The sequence below is a fragment of the Candidatus Trichorickettsia mobilis genome (genome assembly GCF_963422225.1).
In the GTDB taxonomy this organism is placed as follows: domain Bacteria; phylum Pseudomonadota; class Alphaproteobacteria; order Rickettsiales; family Rickettsiaceae; genus Trichorickettsia; species Trichorickettsia mobilis_B.
The window spans coordinates 1,011,726-1,029,474 of the sequence record NZ_OY728607.1 but is presented as its reverse complement, the minus strand read 5'-3'; the positions used below and the strand labels follow the sequence as shown (position 1 = coordinate 1,029,474).

Below are 17,749 nucleotides of genomic sequence, written 5' to 3'. Positions count from 1 at the left end.
ATTTAATTAACGTTTAATGACGACTGTCCCGGCAATTTTATCATGCAATGCTTGATGCCGTTCATTGAGCAGAATATACCAGATACCAAATAAAGCAGTTAGGTAAGCAAAAAATCTTTTCACAAATTGACTAGTTTTAGGTTTCAATAATGTTTCTGCATCCACTATTCTTATGCCCAAAATCATTTTACCTGGCGTTGCTCCTTTGTATATCCAAAAGCTAATAAAGAAACTTCCCATTATCACTGCATGCAAAGCAAATAATGAGGCTAAATAGCCTAAAAACTTGCCAACAGTTATGTGCTGCATAAACTCTGGTAAACTTGTAGCCTTAGCTATAGCCTGTGCATCTGCAAGGTCAACATGGTGTTGAATAAAAAAATCTTGAAAAAATAAAAGAAAAATCTTTGGAGAAAAAAAATTCATAATTGGTGTAGCAAAGATTGCTAATAAAAACAAATCAATTGTGGTTGCAAAAAGCCTTGGAATCAACCGTGGGTAAACAACTTGTCTTTTCATTATTATTCCATAAACTTTAATTTAGTAGAGTAGGTAGACGAAGGTCAAAATCAAGAAATGCTAGAAGTCTTCGAGCCGAGGAGCGCAGCGTATAATAATACGTGAGCACCGAAGGTTTCTTATGACGACACCGCAATCCGCAGATTTTCACCGAGTATACTAGCGTAATATAAAAGCTAGCCTACTACCTAGCGTAATATCTATTTTCTCAGTTATATCTGGAACTGATGAAAACTCAGTTCTGATACTAACAGATTGTTTAGGTGATAAGGCAATATCTGTCTGATCAGCAACATGAGACTTTAAAGCTGTGTCATTTTTATCAAATAATCTTACCCGTACTAAGGGCATTGGTAAAATTTGAGTGGATGAATTTATTATTTTATAGGTAATGGTAATTTTACCGGCATCCTTATTATTTGTTATATGTATATCATTAATGCTTAATAATTTTGCTGCATCCGAAGAATTGAAGCTCCAAAAATCCTGAAATAAAATTATCGACAATATAATTATTAAGCATATAAATAACATTGGTAAAGTATATAAATATTGTGGTATTTTTATAGGAAGTAATGCCGGTAAATTAATACCACTACCTACCTGGCTTTTGTAAGCGAATTTTGGATTTGCAATTACTGGCTCTAATTTTATATCGTCCTTTAATTGTTGATGCCAAATGTTTGCACATTTTGAACATCTTACCTTTCTGCCAAAATGGCCTATTTGTTCTGGTTGTACTAAAAATTGAGTACCACATTTGGGGCAAGTAATATACATTGATTATGCCAATAGCAAATTAATAATGTTTTAGATGGTCGATGTAAACAAAACGTTAATTAGACTTCTATCATAAAATTTGGCTTGAAATATAAAAAGATATCCTAAAAATTATCTTAACGTTTGTTTACATCGACCATCTTAGGCTTTTATAGAACCTAGGATCTAAAAAATAAAGTTTTTTACAGTTTTTATCAACAGACTTCTTATAAAAACTTCGTCTAGGAGAGAATTTTTAGAAAAATCATCCTTAGAATGAAGTTTTTGCTAAAAAGTCTAAGAGCCTGTCAGATCAAATTATGCAGCAAGATATTAATCTAATAGAACAAATTTGGCAAACACGTGATAAATTAGTGCACGATTCTTTGGAAATGCAATTAGCACAGCAAAAAGTGAGCCATGTCATCGATTTACTAAATCTAGGAATTATTAGAGTATGTGAATATCGTAATAATAATTGGGTGGTACATCAATGGATAAAAAAGGCAATTTTATTATATTTTCAAATTAATAAATCACAAATTTATAGCGGTGATTCCATTAAGTGGTACGATAAGGTACCACCTAAATTTAGTAGTGCTAGTGATGAACAAGAATTCAAAAATTACGGATGTAGAATTGTACCAGGCGCGTTTATTAGGACTGGCGCATATATCGCTCGTAATGTTGTGGTAATGCCATCATTCATAAATATTGGAGCATATATTGATGAAGGGTCAATGATTGATACCTGGGCTACAATCGGTTCATGCGCTCAAATAGGTAAAAATTGTCATATTTCTGGTGGTACTGGAATTGGCGGAGTATTAGAGCCTATCCAAAATAACCCGGTAATCATTGAAGACAATTGTTTTATTGGAGCGCGATCCGAGGTTGTAGAGGGAGTGATAGTTGAAGAAGGAGCAGTAATCGGAATGGGGGTGTTTATTGGAGCTTCTACTAAAATCGTCAATCGTGAAACTGGTGATGTTATTTATGGTAGAATACCGGCATATTCTGTAGTGGTCTCTGGAACGCTTCCAGCTACTGATGTTACTAAACCAGCTTTGTATTGTGCGGTCATCGTTAAACAGGTTGATGCATCTACTCGCAAAAAAACAGCTATCAATGAGCTATTAAGAGGGTAGTAATATCAATAAACTTTAAGATCTACGTGCCTCCATATTAATGATTTGCGTAAATATAGTATTATATAAATTGCAACTTGCTCCACTCTGTCTTATAATATAATCAATATTAATAATAATTATTTGAACTTAAAGAGTAAGATTATGGCTAGAGTAACCGTTGAAGATTGTACTGATAAAGTAGAAAATAGATTTGAACTTGTGGCTCTTGCTGCTCAAAGAACTAAAGACATTGGTTCAGGCATCAATATTACAGTAGATAGAGAAGATGATAAAGATTCAGTAGTTGCTTTACGAGAAATTGCAAATGAGAATATTAAACCTGCAATCTTAAGAGAAGAATTGATAAGACGGTTACAAACACGTAATAAAATTGACCATATAGATGATGATCTACCGGCTGTAGAAAATGCTGAGAATTCAGAAGACTTTGAATATGTAGCTGATTCAGATTTTTATATTGAAGATGCTGATTCTGGATACGAAGAACAGATATTTAGTGATGATGTTTCAGATATAGAAGATTAAGGAATTTCAGCAATAGACCTCTTGCATAACCTAAAAATGGTTGAGGAATATTTAGGAAAAATGCAGACGAGAATTGCATGAGAACCGGAGTCAAGTTTTGACGACAAAATTGTACTCAAATGATTTCAAAAATTGGATTTGATTTTGAGAGCCTGTCTGAGGTGTGAGTGAGCATGTTAATTGCGAAAAAGTGCTGATAAAATCAAAAAACATTTTTGAAATCAGATAATATAGCTAGAGTCAGTTAGGTGGTGACAGTCAAATTTTAGGGTGAGGAAGCTCCGCGTACTCTTTAAAATACGTGAGCAATTAACCGGATTCTGATAAATTTAACTGTCACCACCTAACTGACTGACGCTATATGCCAACCAAAATAGGTTATGCAAGAGGTCTAATGAACCAAGAGGATATTGTCAGAGCTGTCAAATCCTACGATCCAAATTGTAACGAAGCCCAAATAAATAAAGCCATCGATTTTGCTATCCGTTATCATGGGGCTCAAACTAGAGAATCAGGCGAACCATATTATTATCACCCATTAGAGGTTGCAGAAATTATTACTGACATGCACCTTGATAGTGATTCGGTAATCGCAGGGCTATTGCATGATACTATTGAAGATACAGATCTCACTTTAAGTGAAATTGAGCAACATTTTGGTAGTACCATTAGTAAACTTGTCGATGGAGTAACCAAATTATCAAAAATTGAGTTTATGCCCGATAATATTCGTCAGGCAGAAAACTTCCGCAAATTATTGCTGGCAATGAGCGATGATATCAGAATATTATTGATTAAGCTTGCTGATAGATTGCACAATATGCGCACGATAGATTCTATAAAATCTCTAGAAAAACGCACGCGTATTGCAGTAGAAACAATGGAGATATATGCACCTCTAGCAGAAAGAATAGGCATCCAGCAAATCAAAGTAGAACTTCAAGATATTTGTTTCAGAATATTACAGCCAGAAGCAAGAGAATCTATTCTAAATCGGCTGCATAAAATCTCAGCCAATGAAGGTAATCTTGTTGATAACGTTATCGCAGAGTTTACCAATACTCTAAAAAACGCTGGTATAAAGGCTGTCGTGCATGGTAGGCATAAAACACCCTATTCAATTTGGATGAAAATGCAGCAAAAAAATATCGGATTAGAACAATTATCAGATATTATTGCCTTTAGAATTATAGTAGATACCATTTCCTATTGTTACCAGACACTTGGAATAATTCATACTAAATATCAAATGGTTCCAGATAGCTTTCAAGATTTTATTAGTACCCCAAAAAACAATGGTTATAAATCTTTGCATACAGTGATTATCGGACCACTACAACAAAAAATTGAAGTGCAAATTCGTACTGATGATATGCATGATATTGCTGAGCTTGGAGTTGCCGCACATTGGCGCTATAAACAGCAATACCATGATCATGATGTGGCAGACGGTACTCAATATCGGTGGATACGTGAATTGTTGGCTATACTAGAGCAAGCAGGTGATCCAGAGGATTTTTTACAGAACACAAAACTGGCAATGTATTATGACCAGGTATTTTGTTTTACTCCCAAAGGTAATCTGATTGCCTTGCCCAAAGGAGCTACTTGCGTCGATTTCGCTTATGCTGTACATTCAGATGTTGGACATCATTGTGTAGGAGCAAAAATTAATGGTTGTATCGTACCTTTGCGCTCTACATTAGAGAACGGTGATCAAGTAGAAATTATTGTTTCAAAAAACAAAACCCCTTCTCCCAGCTGGCAAAAATTTGTTATTACCGGCAAGGCTCACTCTGAAATAAAAAGATTTACCCGTAGCCAACAAAAAGAACAATATATAAAATTAGGCAAAGCAATAGTTGATAGAGCATTTAGCTCTTTAAATATAGTGGATGAGGCAAGTGCCTTAGACAAAGCATGTGTATTTTTAAAAAAACAAGGAGTTGAGGATCTGTTATATGCTATTGGAGAGGGCAGCATAAGCTGTGAAGAGTTAATTAAATATGTTACTCCTAAACAAAGTAAAATTAGCTCCACCTTATCTTTATTAAAATTCAATAAAAGTAAAAAATTAACTAACCAGGCGTTACAAGATACTGCCTTACCAATTCAAGGATTAATAGCAGGTATGGCTATTAATCTTGCTAATTGCTGCAGCCCTTTGCTTGGTGATAAAATTGTTGGTGTAGTTCATACTGGTAATGGGGTCACGGTGCATACTGCAGATTGTGGTATGCTTAGTAATATTAGTGCAATTCCAGAACGATTAATTCCTCTGACTTGGGATAGTGATAAATCAAATATACCTTTTATTTGTAGATTAAAAATTACCATATTAAATGAACTAGGTAGTATGGCAATACTATGCTCTGAAATTGCAAAAAAACAAGGTAATATTATCAACTTTAAAATTACTAATCGCACAGTTAATCTTTTTGAAATTATTTTAGATATAGAAGTTCAAGACGCACAGCATATTGCGGATATTATTAATATTTTACAAAGTAAACCGGTTGTTTCGCAAGTAGAAAGATATAAATCATGATTATTGGCATTGGTACAGATATAGTACAAATTTACCGAATTGAGCAGCTATTAGCAAAATATGGTGAAGTTTTTAAATCAAGAATTCTGAGTTTATCAGAAATAGATTTAGTCTCTCGTTTATCTCCAAATAAACATGCGGCTTTTATTGCAAAGCGTTTTGCAGCAAAAGAAGCTATTAGTAAGGCTCTAGGTAGTGGTATTGGACAAAGTCTACAGTTTAAAAATATTAAAATATTTAATGATAATTTAGGCAAACCTTTTGCTACTATCCATTCCACAAAAATTAAAGATCTTGGTAAATTTAAAATTGATTTATCTATTTCAGATGATTATCCTATAGCTATCGCATTTGCCGTAGTCAGCATAGCGTCGGTCAGTTAGGTAGTGACAGTCAAATTTGTCAGGATTCGGTTGTGCAAAACAAACTAATGTACACGGAGCTTCCTCACCTTAAAATTTAACTGTCACTACCTAACTGACTCTAGCTATATACTCGTTAAATTTTAAGGAATGCCGTTTTTAATCTTATGAAGTAATACTGAATTCATTTCAGCATCTCTTGAAACCATCATGAGATCCCGAAACAAGTTCGGGATGACTCAGTTTATTAAGCTAATTCGATTGTTTCGGTTATACGCTCCTCAACTAGCTATATTTACTTAACACCCACATTATTTTATAGAGAATTTATGTTACTACTTGAACGAAAAAAACTTAATGGCTCACTTGATACTATCCATTTTATAGGCATCGGTGGCATTGGTATGAGTGGAATCGCTGAAATTATGCATAATCTTGGCTATAAAGTACAAGGATCAGATATAGCCGAAAATTATAACACTATAAGGTTGGCTGCTAATGGCATTAAAATATTTTATGAGCATATTGCCACTAATATTATTAATGTGTCCTATGTAGTAGTATCTTCAGCTATTAAATATGATAACCCGGAAGTGCAAGCAGCATTAACGAGCAGAGTTCCTATTATCAAACGTGCTGAAATGCTCGCAGAATTAATGCGCCTTAAATGCTCAGTTGCTATTTCCGGATCACATGGTAAAACTACCACCACCTCATTAGTCGCCTGCTTATTTGAGGCTGCTGGACTATATCCCACTGTAATTAATGGTGGAATAATCAACAATAGATTAACTAATGCCTATCTTGGTTCTGGTGATTACCTCATAGCTGAAGCTGACGAATCTGATGCAACTTTTATCCAATTACCATCTACTATTGGTATAATTACTAACATCGATGCCGAACATCTAGATTTTTACAACGATTTTGACAGCTTAATTCTGGCATTTAGAAGTTTTATTACAAATTTACCATTTTATGGATTTGCTGTTGCTTGTATTGATCATCCAGTAGTTAGGAAATTAGTAAATACTATTACCGAACGTAAGATTATTACTTATGGCATTGATTCTACTGATGCCCATATAAAAGCTTTTGATATTCACTCAGATATAACATCTTCTACCTTTACCGTAAAAATTGACCTTCCGCAAATTAATGGTGCTACCATAATAGAGCAAATTATTATACCAACTCCAGGTCGACATAATGTATTAAATTCACTGGCCGCTATTGCTGTCGGCATAGAACTTGATTTTGGAATTAAGGTAATTAAGAACGGATTTAAGAATTTTCATGGTGTCAAAAGAAGATTTACCAAAGTAGGAGAATATTTGGGCGCAAGCATTATTGATGATTATGCTCATCATCCAGTCGAAGTTATAGCAACCCTTAATACTGCATGGACTATAGCACGCAAGCAAAATGGCAAAGTAATCGCTATTTTTCAACCACACCGATTTTCTCGGTTAGAAAATTTATTTAAAGAATTTACCACCTGTTTTGACTTTGCAGATAAAGTATATATTACAGACGTGTATGCTGCAGGCGAACAACCGATAACAGGTATTTCTGGGATCACTTTAGTACAACAGATGACAGAGACCTTATCTCATAACGATGTTCATTTTTTACCAACGCCAGATATGATCCCTAATGTCATTAAGAATAATGCTGCTCCTGGAGATTTGATAGTAATGATGGGCGCTGGCAGTATCTCATCATGGGCTAATGGTGTATTAGCAAAACTCAATATATAGCGTCATTGGCATTGCGTAAAAGTTAGATAATTTATTAACGACACTCATTTACAGGTGTTGAGTAGACGAAGCTTGACGAGCATAGCTTCTCCAGTTGGATTATGGTACGTCAAATATGCTGCGTCTCAGCTGTGCGCAACAAAGTAATCTACCTCGCTCTTCCATTAACGTACCATAATCCAACTGGCTTTGCTATATATAGCTAGAGTCGATGGTGACAGTTAAATTTTACGGTGAGGAAGCTCCACATATCTTAATTTGTTTCGCACAACTGAATCCTGACAAATTTGATTGTCTCCATCTAACTGACCGACGCTAAGCTGTCTAAATTTACTAATTCTGCATAGTTCACCAACTCCTCAATGCCATCTAAATCAGTTGCAGTAATCCATATTTGTAACTTAACTGTAATCAAAAAATTAATTAAATATTGTTTTCTAATTGAATCTAGATGTACAAAAACTTCATCTAATAATAATATAGGTGCTGTAGAGGTTATTTTGATAATACTAATTACTTGAGCTAACATTATCGTAATCAACATCGCTTTTTGTTCACCAGTGGAACAAAACTGCGCCGGTATATTTTTTAGCTTATGTTTTACGATAAGATCACTGCGATGAGTGCCAAAAGTAGTTCTACCAGATAGTTTATCTTGATTACGCCTGCTCTCAAATTGTTGTTGAATCAATTCTACGATATTTGTACTATCTATTTGTAATTCTACTCCCTCAATAGCTAATATGGCTTTAGGAAATTCACTATCTAATTCATCAATGGCGCTTTGTAAATAAGCTAAAACATTAATCCTATTAGTAGCAATTACCACCGATAATTCTGCCATTTTATTTTCAATTATTTGTAGCCAACTTGAATTTATTGACTCCTGTTGTAAAATCTTGGATCTTTCATACATATAATATTCATATTTGCTCACTTTTGTTGCATGCTCATGATAAAAAGTAAAAACTATGCGATCCAGAAATTTTCGTCTATCACTACTGGCTGCTAAAAATATACCTTCCATTTGTGGAGTAAGCCATAACATACTGGATAACATGCTGAGCTCACTATTAGGTATTTTGGCGCCATTAAATTCTATATAGCGTTTGCCGATATTAGCATTAAAAACTGTATAGAGCTCCGCAATACCAATTTTACTTTGCAATTTCGCTGCAATTGACCATGATTTCTCGCCTGATTTGCCGATATCTTCTAATTTAGCCGCCCTAATACCACGACCAGGAAAAAGTAAAGAAACTGCCTCCAGAATATTAGTTTTACCAATGCCATTTTCTCCTATCAAAATTATAGGATTATTGCCACTTTCTAGAGCAAATGTTTGAAAATTGCGATAATTTTCAAGACGTAAATTTTGTAGGTATGTGTTGCGCATTCTTTAATGTAAGTTTAACCTGTTTTAAGGTTCTGGCATTTGCATCTATCACCTCAAGTTCTACTTGATGAGAAATCTCAATCTTAGTGCCTGGAGATGGTACATTACCGACCTTAGCTAACACTAGACCACCGATTGTATCAAATTCATCTTTATCATCCTTGAGCTTCACCCCTAATATTCTTTCCAGATCTTCAACCTCCACCCTACTACTCGATAACACAGTGCTGGAATCAAGTATTTGATAAGCATCACTTTCCAACTTATCATCATGTTCATCATCGATACGTCCAACAATTTCTTCCATAATATCTTCAATGGTGACAATACCATCGGTGCCACCATATTCATCTACGATAATTGATATATGAGTACGTTGCCGTTGCATAGTGATTAAAAGATCAGTTAATTTCATCGATGGTGCTGAAATAATAGGCTTCCTAATGATCTTTTTGAGCTGAAAATTCTTGTTTTGTGCCAGAATCATGAATAAATCCTTGATATGAACAAAGCCGATAATATTATCCAATGTACCTTCATATACCAAAGTTCTGGTGTGATGAGTTTTGATGATTAGCTCAAAAAGTTCAGTCAAATTAATATCATGCTTTACCGCAACAATATCTGACCTAGGGATCATTGCATCTTCAACAGTTTTATTACTGAAAGTTAAAAAATTATTCAGTATTTCTTGCTCATTGATAATACCGTTTATTTTATGCGGATCTAGATGTATGGGAGCAGCGTTAGCGTTGATGATTGTTTTTTTTCTGTTTATTAACTTTAAAACAGACCCACATAACGCTAATAGTACAGCGCTCAAGCTAAATTTTTTCTTAGTATTAGTAACTTTTGCTCGTGTAGTAGACGAGGGAGATGATTCTTCCGAAGATGAAGGTTTAGGCATAAATTTTAATATTACATTTGTCAATACACATTAGTATAGCTCTTAATAGGTTATATAGCTTTCCCCGTTGCATCATGTACGCCAATTTTGTAAGTCTAGCTGTGCTCTCACGTAAGTTACTGCTTCGCTCTTCTATTAACGTATCATATACAACTGGCTTTGCTAAAAATATGGAGAATTTATGGCAAAATCTTGTAATATCTGGATCTCCAAATTTTCCATTATTACTGCATCTTCCTCTTTTTGATGGTCAAAGCCTAGTAGGTGCAACATGCTATGTACAAAAAGATGTAGAAAATGATGCTCAAATAGCTTGTGCTGCTCTGCCGCTTCATGCACTAGCTGCTGATAACTAAAAGCCATGTCTCCTAAATACATATAATTTAAATCAGGTTGAAATTCAAGTATATGCTTCCAATCTAATAGAATATCTGGAAATGATAATACATTAGTTTCTTGATTTTTTCTACGAAATTTATTATTTAACTCTAATATCTCTGTGTTATCTGTAAGTAAAATTGATAATTCAAAAATCTTTACTTGTTTTAAGTTAGCAAACCTAGCAATAATATTTCGACAAATTTTTGCCATTATCCTTTTATTTAGCTGCTTATGATTATTCCAATATTTACAGCGCTGAGCAATTTCAATAGTAATTTTCATATGCACGGAGATTAATGGTGAATATATTAGTTTGAGATATATCTCTTGTAGATTAGATCTTATCATGATAGTTAAAGCTTATTCAGAATATATATAATCTAGTATGTTTAAAATATTACAAAAACACTTAGAGTTTAGCTTAATCAAGATAGCAGCAATAATAGCTATTATCTATATGCTCCTTTTTAATTCAGCTGTTTTTATCTATAAATTTGACTATTATAAAGTTAGCGGAATTCTGGCCATTATAGAATTAAGCAAAGACTTTATTTATATATATCTCACCTTATTTATTTTCTTTTTTGGCTGCGCCATTCATCGCACATTATTCTTAATTACCACCATATTACTTTTTATAAGTGGAGCATTATCCAGTTATTATTTATATTTTTTTAAGATTGCGCCAACTAAAGAAATAATAAAAGCATTATTTGGTACTAATCTTAATGAAGCCTTTGAGTTAGCAAGTACTAATCTAATAGTATGGTTAGTTTTTAGCATATCTATTTGTATATACACTATTAAGCATTTTGGAATAAATACTAGCAAGCTTTTTATTACTAAATTATTGGCGGCGATTTGTTTGTTATTAACTATCAACTCTATCATCTCTCCACCTTACAAGGTTCTAGGCAGCTACTTTCCGATCCAGTACCTACATAACACTTATTTATATTTTACTGAGATGTGGCGCACTTCAACTCGCAATGATATTAGTCAACAATTTAGTTTTATTGATAATTCTGCTTCAGATATTGTTGGGGTCTTAGTAATCGGAGAATCTGCAAGATACAGCAATTTTGGCATTAATGGCTATAATCGAGAAACAACACCAAAGCTAAAAACCGTAAATAACTTATTATCTTTTAAAGCACATTCATGCTCTAATATCACTTATTTATCAGTGCCGTGCTTACTATCTCGCCATTCATCTCTTGATCCAGGTCAAGCCCTGGAAGAAACTGGATTATTATCTATTCTCACCCATCTTAAGTTTAACACCACCTGGATTGGCACGCAATCATTAATGAAATACTTAAATAATACTCACTTGGGAACCGTCTATGATGAAGTAGGTTTTGCCATTATTCCTGGTGGCTCTGCTTTATTTGCCATGAACGATCATGATGGTGTTATGCTGCCTTATATTGAAAATATCCTCAACAATAGCGGCAAACAATTTTTGGTGGTACATACTTCAGGTAGCCACTGGAGTTATGCTAACCGCTATCCAGCAGAGTTCAATTACTTCAAGCCTGGTTGTAATGTTAGCGGAAAAGTTGATCAAAGCAGCTGTGGTCATGAAGGTTTAATCAATACTTATGATAACTCAATTTTATATACCGATTTTTTTTTATTCAATTTAATAGAATTGCTTAAAAACAAAAATGCCTTGCTAATTTATGCTGCTGATCACGCTGAACAGCTTGGAGAAAATGGCAGATATGGTCATGGTGGAGATATTACATCTGAACAAACTGAAATAGCTTTTATCATCTGGACCTCCGATCAATTTACTAAAAATTACCCTGAATTTACTACTGCAATCAAAGCTCATCGTGCTCAAGAGATTAGTCATGATTATGTGTTCCACTCAGTATTGGATTGTTTAGGTATTCACTCTGAGATTATTGATCAGAAATTAAGTTTATGTAAGTAGGGGTCAATGACTAATATCTATATTATCGCCGGCGAACCATCAGGAGACTTTATTGGCAGTCGTGTAATGCTCAACTTAAAATCATTACAGCCTGCTCTAAACTTTGCTGGTGTCGGTGGCAAGTTAATGAGTGAACAAGGATTACACAGTTTGTTCCCAATCAATGAAATTAGCATTATGGGATTCTGGGAGATTATTCCACATATTCCAAGATTAAAAAAATTAATCCAATATACTGCTGATGATATTATTAACCAAGCTCCAGATCTACTGATTACAATTGATTCACCAGGATTTACTTATCGTGTAGCACAAAAAGTTCGTACAAAGATGCCATACTTAAAAATGTTGCATATTGTTGCACCATCAGTTTGGGCTTATAAGCCAGGTAGAGCCAAGAAATATGCTAAATTATATAATCATTTGCTAGCATTATTACCATTTGAACCACCATATTTTGAAACAGTAGGATTACCTTGTTCTTACATTGGTCATCCGGTGACTGAACAAGATTTTTATAGTGCAAAGACGGAACTACGGACTAAAGAAAATATACCACTAGTACGTAAAATTATTTGCGTCACCGCCGGTAGTCGTGTCGGTGAAATCATGCGCCATACCCCTATTTTTTGTCAGGCACTTAATATTGTAAGTAAACTCTATCCTGACATACAGGCATTATTTGTAATTAATGATCATAGCCATCAAACATTGATCACTAAGCTACTGACAGGCGTTAATTTTGATTTTAAATTTTCTCTGGATCGGCTCAAATCTTTTGCGTTGGCAGATGTGGCACTAGCAAAATCTGGTACTAATACTTTAGAAATTGCAGCATCATCAACTCCGATGATAGTAGCATATAAGCTAAATATAATGAGCTATGCCTTCATAAAGCTATTAATTAAGATAAAATACGCCTCCTTAATTAATATTATTCCTAATCAGGAAATTTTACCGGAATTCATCCAATCTGATTGTAATCCTGAATCCATAGCAAATGAGTTAATTAATATTTTAACTAGTCCTAACGTTGCTACTAGACAACTTCAAGCAAGCAAGCAGGTTTTAAATACACTTGGTTTCAACTCAAATAATCAACCCTCGATGCGTGCTGCAAGCATTATTCTGGAATTACTAGATCCTCTTTCCAAACTCGCTCCTGACGAGGAAATGCTAGGAGCATACGGAGCGCAAGAGCGCAGTGTACATATAGTACATGAGCATCTGAGCACCGGAGCGACGCAGCAGCTACCGTCAGGAGTAGGGTTTGGAAAGAGGTCTAATGGCAAAAAATGAACTATAGACATATCTACCACGCTGGAAATTTTGCTGATGTCGTAAAACATTTAACTTTGATAGCCATTATTGAACAGTTAAAAAAGAAAAAAAACCATTCGCAGTACTTGATACTTTTGCAGGTATTGGTCAATATGATCTGTTGTCAGTTGAGGCTTTAAAAACCAATGAAAATATAAATGGAGTGCAAAAATTACTGCAATATGCTGATTCACAAAAGATCAGGCCTGAGTTAATCCAAAAATTTCTAAATATTATCTCTTTAAATCAAAAATCTATTTATCCCGGTTCACCACGAATTATTCATCAACTGTTGCGGATGTATGACCGCCTGGTTGCTTGTGAACTGCATCCAGAAGACTATAAGAGCTTAAAAACATTATTTACTCGCACTAACAATATATCTATTCATCAACTGGATGCCTACCTTGCTATAAAAGCCTTTTTGCCTTTCACTGAAAATCGAGGATTGGTATTTATTGATCCTCCTTTTGAACGCAAAGATGAATTTAGCAAATTAATAGAAGCCTTAAAAATTATCAAACATAGAGCTAGTAATATTTGTGTATTAATTTGGTATCCGATTAAAAATACTGCTGAAATAAAAAAATTTTATCAAGACTACCAAATTATTGGTTTCAAAGAAGCTCTAACGATAGATTTTATGTTGTTAGACTCTCCGAATAATATGCATCAATGTGGTTTGCTGGTAATCAACCCTCCCAATATCAAAAATGAAATATCCACTTTAATGAAATACTTAACTGACAATATATTTTTAAACCAGGCTAAATCTAAAATTAGTATTATATAAATATAGAATCATCAGGTAATTCAAAAGATTGACCAAGAAGCTGGTCAAAATGTTTAGCAATGATAAAATCTCTTGTACCATATTCGAGAGGAAAAAATTGTTCTAGTAATGTTAAGAATAGATCTTTGGCTTCATGCGACTGCATTTTATTATACGTATGTAGCAGCGCCTCAATCGGAGCTGGTGGTAGATATGGAGTGAACTCACCAAAAGTATATTTAGGACTTTGGAAGGCATTAAGTAATTCTGACAGCTGTTGCTTTGTAGTGGCACTTAAAGCTTTCTCATAAAATTCTTCAGCGATTATTATCAATCCATCTTCTTTCCAACTATGCCATTGTTGCAAATCATGGCTGTCCAGGACTTACGCAAATCGCACGACAGGGCTCTTTAATTCCTGGATTAAATAGTTCCTTAATAACCCGCTCTTTAGCTGATATACGGTGCTAGAAGCAGCATTTGCAGCTTTTTTCAAACAATTCCAGACCATGATAGCGCAAGCTATATGATTTCTCTGTATTCTTCCTATTCTACATTGGCACTTTTCAATACCGGTGACTTGCTTGACTTCACGATGAAATTCCTCAATCTTCCACCTGAAGCCATACTCTTGTTGTACAGCATCAAGCGAATTTTGAGCCATGTCGTTTGTGACGACATAGTCAGTTCTGTTGGTAGAAACAGTTACTCTGAATAATTTCACTTTATGATCTTTAGGAAATTTATGAATCTTGATAATCTTACCGTTGCTAATATCATCAGTACTCCAATCCAAAGAATCAACTCTACAGTAAGCCTTATTACCGTTGCTATCGTCTACTAAACGATTACTTTTGATAGGACAATAGTAATATTTACCGATAGTTTCTATTTGAAGTAGAATCGAGGTTGTCGCATACCAACTATCCATAAGTACTGTGTTAAATGCAACCTTTTTGCTATAATGAGCATTACGCAGCATTTCTTTAACGTGATCTATTTTAGTTAAACCGTCTTTATCGGGATTGAATATCCTATAATCTATTATCCAAAACTTATTCTCTTCAGGATTAACATAAACACAGGTCACAATACCTATGCCTTTTATTACTTCCTTGGCATTGCCGCTATATTGATACCTGACTTCATCTATATTATTCGAGTAACTTTTATCTAATACGCTATCGTCAAATAGCAACTTGCCGTTAGCGCTGAAGATAATCTCTTCTTTACCGTGTTCCCATATTAATCTTGGTGATAATTTAGCATTCGCTAGATATCTTCTGACCCTGTCGTCGCTTAAACCTTCTACATGATCAGCAAAATTTGTAATAGTATAATTTGTCTGGCTCGATAATAAATACTGACAATAATCTATTCTTGTAGTCATCTTATACTCACAATCTAAATTACATTATACTCCCATAATATCTCGATTCTTATCTAATTTCATTAGTCTTGCGGAAGTCCTGCTGTCATTATCACAACCAGAATCTATTCTCTTAAGTAGTGGATCTATCAATATAACTCGTAGCTGTTTGAAGTGATAACTCGCTATCTTATCCCAAGCAGGATTTAAATCCAAAAATTGTTCATTAAATATTCCTTGCAGTTGCAATGTATGATAATGCCAATTCTCAGGTTTAACTGCATTACAGTAAAGATCATAAAACCATCGACTAACAGCTTCTCTAATTTGCTCTTCAAACATCGCTTCTGCTTGCTCTGTTACCAAACTTAAGACCCCAGCAAAATCGGCGAACTTCACAACACTATAGTCAATTGATGGTATTTCTAAAATTTTATCCTGAATTACAGATACTAGCATTATTAACTTACCGAGTGGGCACATATTAAGTACACTCAAACAGTTTATTAATGCGTCAAGCAGTAAATAATCATTGCTGCTACGAACAACATAAATCACTTGAGCAAGTGCTTGCTTAAAATCAAAATTTTCTAACTCACGATCATTTTCTGTACGCATCGCCGATAATTTATCAATGATCTGTACTATGGCTAGCGATTGATTTGAGCTCCATTGATCGTTACATAAATCACCAAAATCCTGCATTTTTAACCAATTAATGTGATTATCAATTTCAGTTTCACTGGTTAATGGAAAATCATAGTATAGTTTACTTAGAATTTTAAGAGCATTAATTATATTATCCGGCGTGTCTGGATGAGTACCACTAATATTCAATTTTTCAATGATACCAAATCCGCCTTTAGGCTCGACTGAACCATAAGCACGCAATACCTCCATTAAGTCATAATTTTTGACTTTAGTCGACAAATCTATTAGCCTATCGCCGTTTGCATCAAGTTTATTGACGTTAAACCATAATTCACCTGAATCTTTAGCTTTAGTAATGCACCATATTATTGTTTCCCACTTTCCACCGTAAGCTAATTTGTGCAAGATGGTACCAGCATTATCAGCTAATGATTGATCAACCTTAACATTCTGCTTTTCAATAACTGGCCATAGTACTTTCAATACTTTAGAAATCTTGTTTGTTGCTAGTTCATTAAAAAATCGAGCAAATAATGTTGCTCCTTTTTCGTCACTGACATTTAGATCAAGATCGGAAAAATAATATTCTAAAGCTTCATACCAATCTTGTATGATGAATATAGAAAAAACTTCTATAGTTAATGCATGAGCAATGTCCTGTTTATCTGGAGCAGCTAATTTATTAAAAGCCATTATTTTGCAAAATATATTACCAGATTTAAAAAAGTCTAAAATTAAAGAGGTTAGTGTAGTATTCTTGTGTAGAGCTATGGTAAAAGGTTCGGCACCAATAGCAGTTATTTGGTTATTATGTAAATTAAGAGAAATTAGTGAATTATTACTTGCTATAGCTTTAGCTATGGTTAGCGCCCCGAGATTACCGATTAAATTACCAGATAAATCAATGAGCTCTATAGATGAATTTGCAAACAAGACCGCTGCTATATAGTCAGCTCCAAGATCACCTATTCCATTATAACTTAAATCCAGGCACTTTATCTTACAACCTAGCTGCATCAACGGCTGAGCTAATAACTTGACTCCCAGATTTCCTATATCATTACCCCATAACCTAACGAAAGTTACTGGTGATTCTGCTTTCTCTAATGTGTCAGCTAAAAAGCCAGCTCCAGTATCTCCTATTTGATTTTCAGAAATAGCAATAGCAGTTATTGACAAATTAGGTAAAGCTTCAAAAATAAGCTTTGCCCCGTCTTTTCCAATGTTATTAGCCCATAAATTTAGGGAAGTTATAGTACCATTAAGCTTGATAGCTGCAAGTAGACGCTGAACTTCAACTATTCCCATAGGAATCAATGGAAATTCAACAGTGTTTGTAATCTCTTTGTTCTGTATTTGATTTATTAGTTGCTCTAGATTTTTCATG

14 protein-coding genes and 2 pseudogenes are annotated in these 17,749 nt (G+C 34.3%); 8 read left to right on the top strand and 8 right to left on the bottom strand.

From position 1 onward, the window contains the following. Positions 1 to 6: 6 nt before the first annotated feature. Both R2I74_RS04855 and R2I74_RS04850 read right to left on the bottom strand, forming a co-directional pair. The gene (locus R2I74_RS04855) at positions 7 to 519 is read right to left on the bottom strand and encodes an RDD family protein (protein WP_316354225.1); all 513 of its coding nucleotides are present in this window, start codon (positions 517 to 519) and stop codon (positions 7 to 9) included. A 159-nt stretch (positions 520 to 678) separates the two neighbouring features. Beyond that, a complete protein-coding gene (locus R2I74_RS04850; protein ID WP_316354224.1) occupies positions 679 to 1,299 on the bottom strand; it encodes a zinc-ribbon domain-containing protein in 621 nt (206 codons plus the stop codon). 299 nt (positions 1,300 to 1,598) lie between these two features. On the opposite strand from R2I74_RS04850, the gene dapD reads away from it, so the two are divergent. From dapD to murC, 5 genes are all read left to right on the top strand, one after another. Continuing rightward, positions 1,599 to 2,426, top strand: a complete 828-nt coding sequence (dapD, locus tag R2I74_RS04845) for a 2,3,4,5-tetrahydropyridine-2,6-dicarboxylate N-succinyltransferase (protein WP_316354223.1) — start codon at positions 1,599 to 1,601, stop codon at positions 2,424 to 2,426. Positions 2,427 to 2,549: 123 nt separating this feature from the next. After that, on the top strand, positions 2,550 to 2,954 hold the full coding sequence (gene rpoZ, locus R2I74_RS04840) for a DNA-directed RNA polymerase subunit omega (RefSeq protein ID WP_316354222.1): 405 nt from the start codon (positions 2,550 to 2,552) through the stop codon (positions 2,952 to 2,954). A gap of 394 nt (positions 2,955 to 3,348) precedes the next feature. Beyond that, positions 3,349 to 5,502, top strand: coding sequence for a RelA/SpoT family protein (locus tag R2I74_RS04835; RefSeq protein ID WP_316354221.1), 2,154 nt, complete (start codon positions 3,349 to 3,351; stop codon positions 5,500 to 5,502). After that, positions 5,499 to 5,885: a holo-ACP synthase gene (gene acpS, locus R2I74_RS04830; RefSeq protein WP_316354220.1), complete on the top strand. Its 387-nt coding sequence runs from the start codon at positions 5,499 to 5,501 to the stop codon at positions 5,883 to 5,885. Before R2I74_RS04835 ends, acpS begins: the two co-directional genes overlap by 4 nt. Positions 5,886 to 6,193: 308 nt before the next feature. Next, on the top strand, positions 6,194 to 7,624 hold the full coding sequence (murC, locus tag R2I74_RS04825) for a UDP-N-acetylmuramate--L-alanine ligase (protein ID WP_316354219.1): 1,431 nt from the start codon (positions 6,194 to 6,196) through the stop codon (positions 7,622 to 7,624). Positions 7,625 to 7,925: 301 nt separating this feature from the next. Here the strand turns inward: murC and recF are convergent, their stop codons facing one another. The 3 genes from recF to ybeY form a co-directional block, all read right to left on the bottom strand. Beyond that, positions 7,926 to 9,020, bottom strand: a complete 1,095-nt coding sequence (gene recF / locus R2I74_RS04820; RefSeq protein WP_316354218.1) for a DNA replication/repair protein RecF — start codon at positions 9,018 to 9,020, stop codon at positions 7,926 to 7,928. Beyond that, positions 8,986 to 9,927: a hemolysin family protein gene (locus R2I74_RS04815; protein ID WP_316354217.1), complete on the bottom strand. Its 942-nt coding sequence runs from the start codon at positions 9,925 to 9,927 to the stop codon at positions 8,986 to 8,988. The genes recF and R2I74_RS04815 overlap by 35 nt, the downstream gene beginning before the upstream one ends. 162 nt (positions 9,928 to 10,089) lie before the next feature. Continuing rightward, complete coding sequence (gene ybeY, locus R2I74_RS04810; RefSeq protein WP_316354216.1) at positions 10,090 to 10,590, bottom strand: rRNA maturation RNase YbeY; 501 nt, start codon at positions 10,588 to 10,590, stop codon at positions 10,090 to 10,092. Positions 10,591 to 10,693: 103 nt separating this feature from the next. On the opposite strand from ybeY, the gene R2I74_RS04805 reads away from it, so the two are divergent. The 3 genes and pseudogenes from R2I74_RS04805 to R2I74_RS04795 all read left to right on the top strand — a co-directional run bounded on the left by R2I74_RS04805 (position 10,694) and on the right by R2I74_RS04795 (position 14,363). Beyond that, positions 10,694 to 12,250, top strand: a complete 1,557-nt coding sequence (locus R2I74_RS04805; RefSeq protein WP_316354215.1) for a phosphoethanolamine transferase — start codon at positions 10,694 to 10,696, stop codon at positions 12,248 to 12,250. Positions 12,251 to 12,256: 6 nt separating this feature from the next. Continuing rightward, positions 12,257 to 13,408 (top strand): annotated as a pseudogene (gene lpxB, locus R2I74_RS04800) (lipid-A-disaccharide synthase); the annotation flags it as partial. Positions 13,409 to 13,545: 137 nt separating this feature from the next. Next, a pseudogene (locus tag R2I74_RS04795) lies at positions 13,546 to 14,363 on the top strand (23S rRNA (adenine(2030)-N(6))-methyltransferase RlmJ). On the opposite strand, the gene R2I74_RS04790 reads toward R2I74_RS04795, so the two are convergent. From R2I74_RS04790 to R2I74_RS04780, 3 genes are read right to left on the bottom strand one after another with little or no spacing between them, the layout of a single operon-like run. Then, a complete protein-coding gene (locus R2I74_RS04790) occupies positions 14,356 to 14,709 on the bottom strand; it encodes a hypothetical protein (protein ID WP_316354214.1) in 354 nt (117 codons plus the stop codon). The pseudogene R2I74_RS04795 and the gene R2I74_RS04790 sit on opposite strands and share 8 nt — an antisense overlap. 18 nt (positions 14,710 to 14,727) lie before the next feature. Beyond that, positions 14,728 to 15,732 (bottom strand): IS701 family transposase, encoded by a 1,005-nt coding sequence (locus tag R2I74_RS04785; RefSeq protein ID WP_316353273.1) that lies wholly within the window; start codon positions 15,730 to 15,732, stop codon positions 14,728 to 14,730. A 24-nt stretch (positions 15,733 to 15,756) separates the two neighbouring features. Then, positions 15,757 to 17,748: a leucine-rich repeat domain-containing protein gene (locus R2I74_RS04780; protein ID WP_316354213.1), complete on the bottom strand. Its 1,992-nt coding sequence runs from the start codon at positions 17,746 to 17,748 to the stop codon at positions 15,757 to 15,759. Between the last annotated feature and the right edge of the window lies 1 nt (position 17,749).

Bases quoted from the DNA above. Each gene is read 5' to 3' on its own strand.
- R2I74_RS04855 (WP_316354225.1), bottom strand. From the start codon at position 519: ATGAAAAGACAAGTTGTTTACCCACGGTTGATTCCAAGGCTTTTTGCA.
- R2I74_RS04850 (WP_316354224.1), bottom strand. From the start codon at position 1,299: ATGTATATTACTTGCCCCAAATGTGGTACTCAATTTTTAGTACAACCA.
- dapD (WP_316354223.1), top strand. From the start codon at position 1,599: ATGCAGCAAGATATTAATCTAATAGAACAAATTTGGCAAACACGTGAT.
- R2I74_RS04835 (WP_316354221.1), top strand. From the start codon at position 3,349: ATGAACCAAGAGGATATTGTCAGAGCTGTCAAATCCTACGATCCAAAT.
- acpS (WP_316354220.1), top strand. From the start codon at position 5,499: ATGATTATTGGCATTGGTACAGATATAGTACAAATTTACCGAATTGAG.
- murC (WP_316354219.1), top strand. From the start codon at position 6,194: ATGTTACTACTTGAACGAAAAAAACTTAATGGCTCACTTGATACTATC.
- recF (WP_316354218.1), bottom strand. From the start codon at position 9,020: ATGCGCAACACATACCTACAAAATTTACGTCTTGAAAATTATCGCAAT.
- R2I74_RS04815 (WP_316354217.1), bottom strand. From the start codon at position 9,927: ATGCCTAAACCTTCATCTTCGGAAGAATCATCTCCCTCGTCTACTACA.
- ybeY (WP_316354216.1), bottom strand. From the start codon at position 10,590: ATGAAAATTACTATTGAAATTGCTCAGCGCTGTAAATATTGGAATAAT.
- R2I74_RS04805 (WP_316354215.1), top strand. From the start codon at position 10,694: ATGTTTAAAATATTACAAAAACACTTAGAGTTTAGCTTAATCAAGATA.
- R2I74_RS04785 (WP_316353273.1), bottom strand. From the start codon at position 15,732: ATGACTACAAGAATAGATTATTGTCAGTATTTATTATCGAGCCAGACA.
- R2I74_RS04780 (WP_316354213.1), bottom strand. From the start codon at position 17,748: ATGAAAAATCTAGAGCAACTAATAAATCAAATACAGAACAAAGAGATT.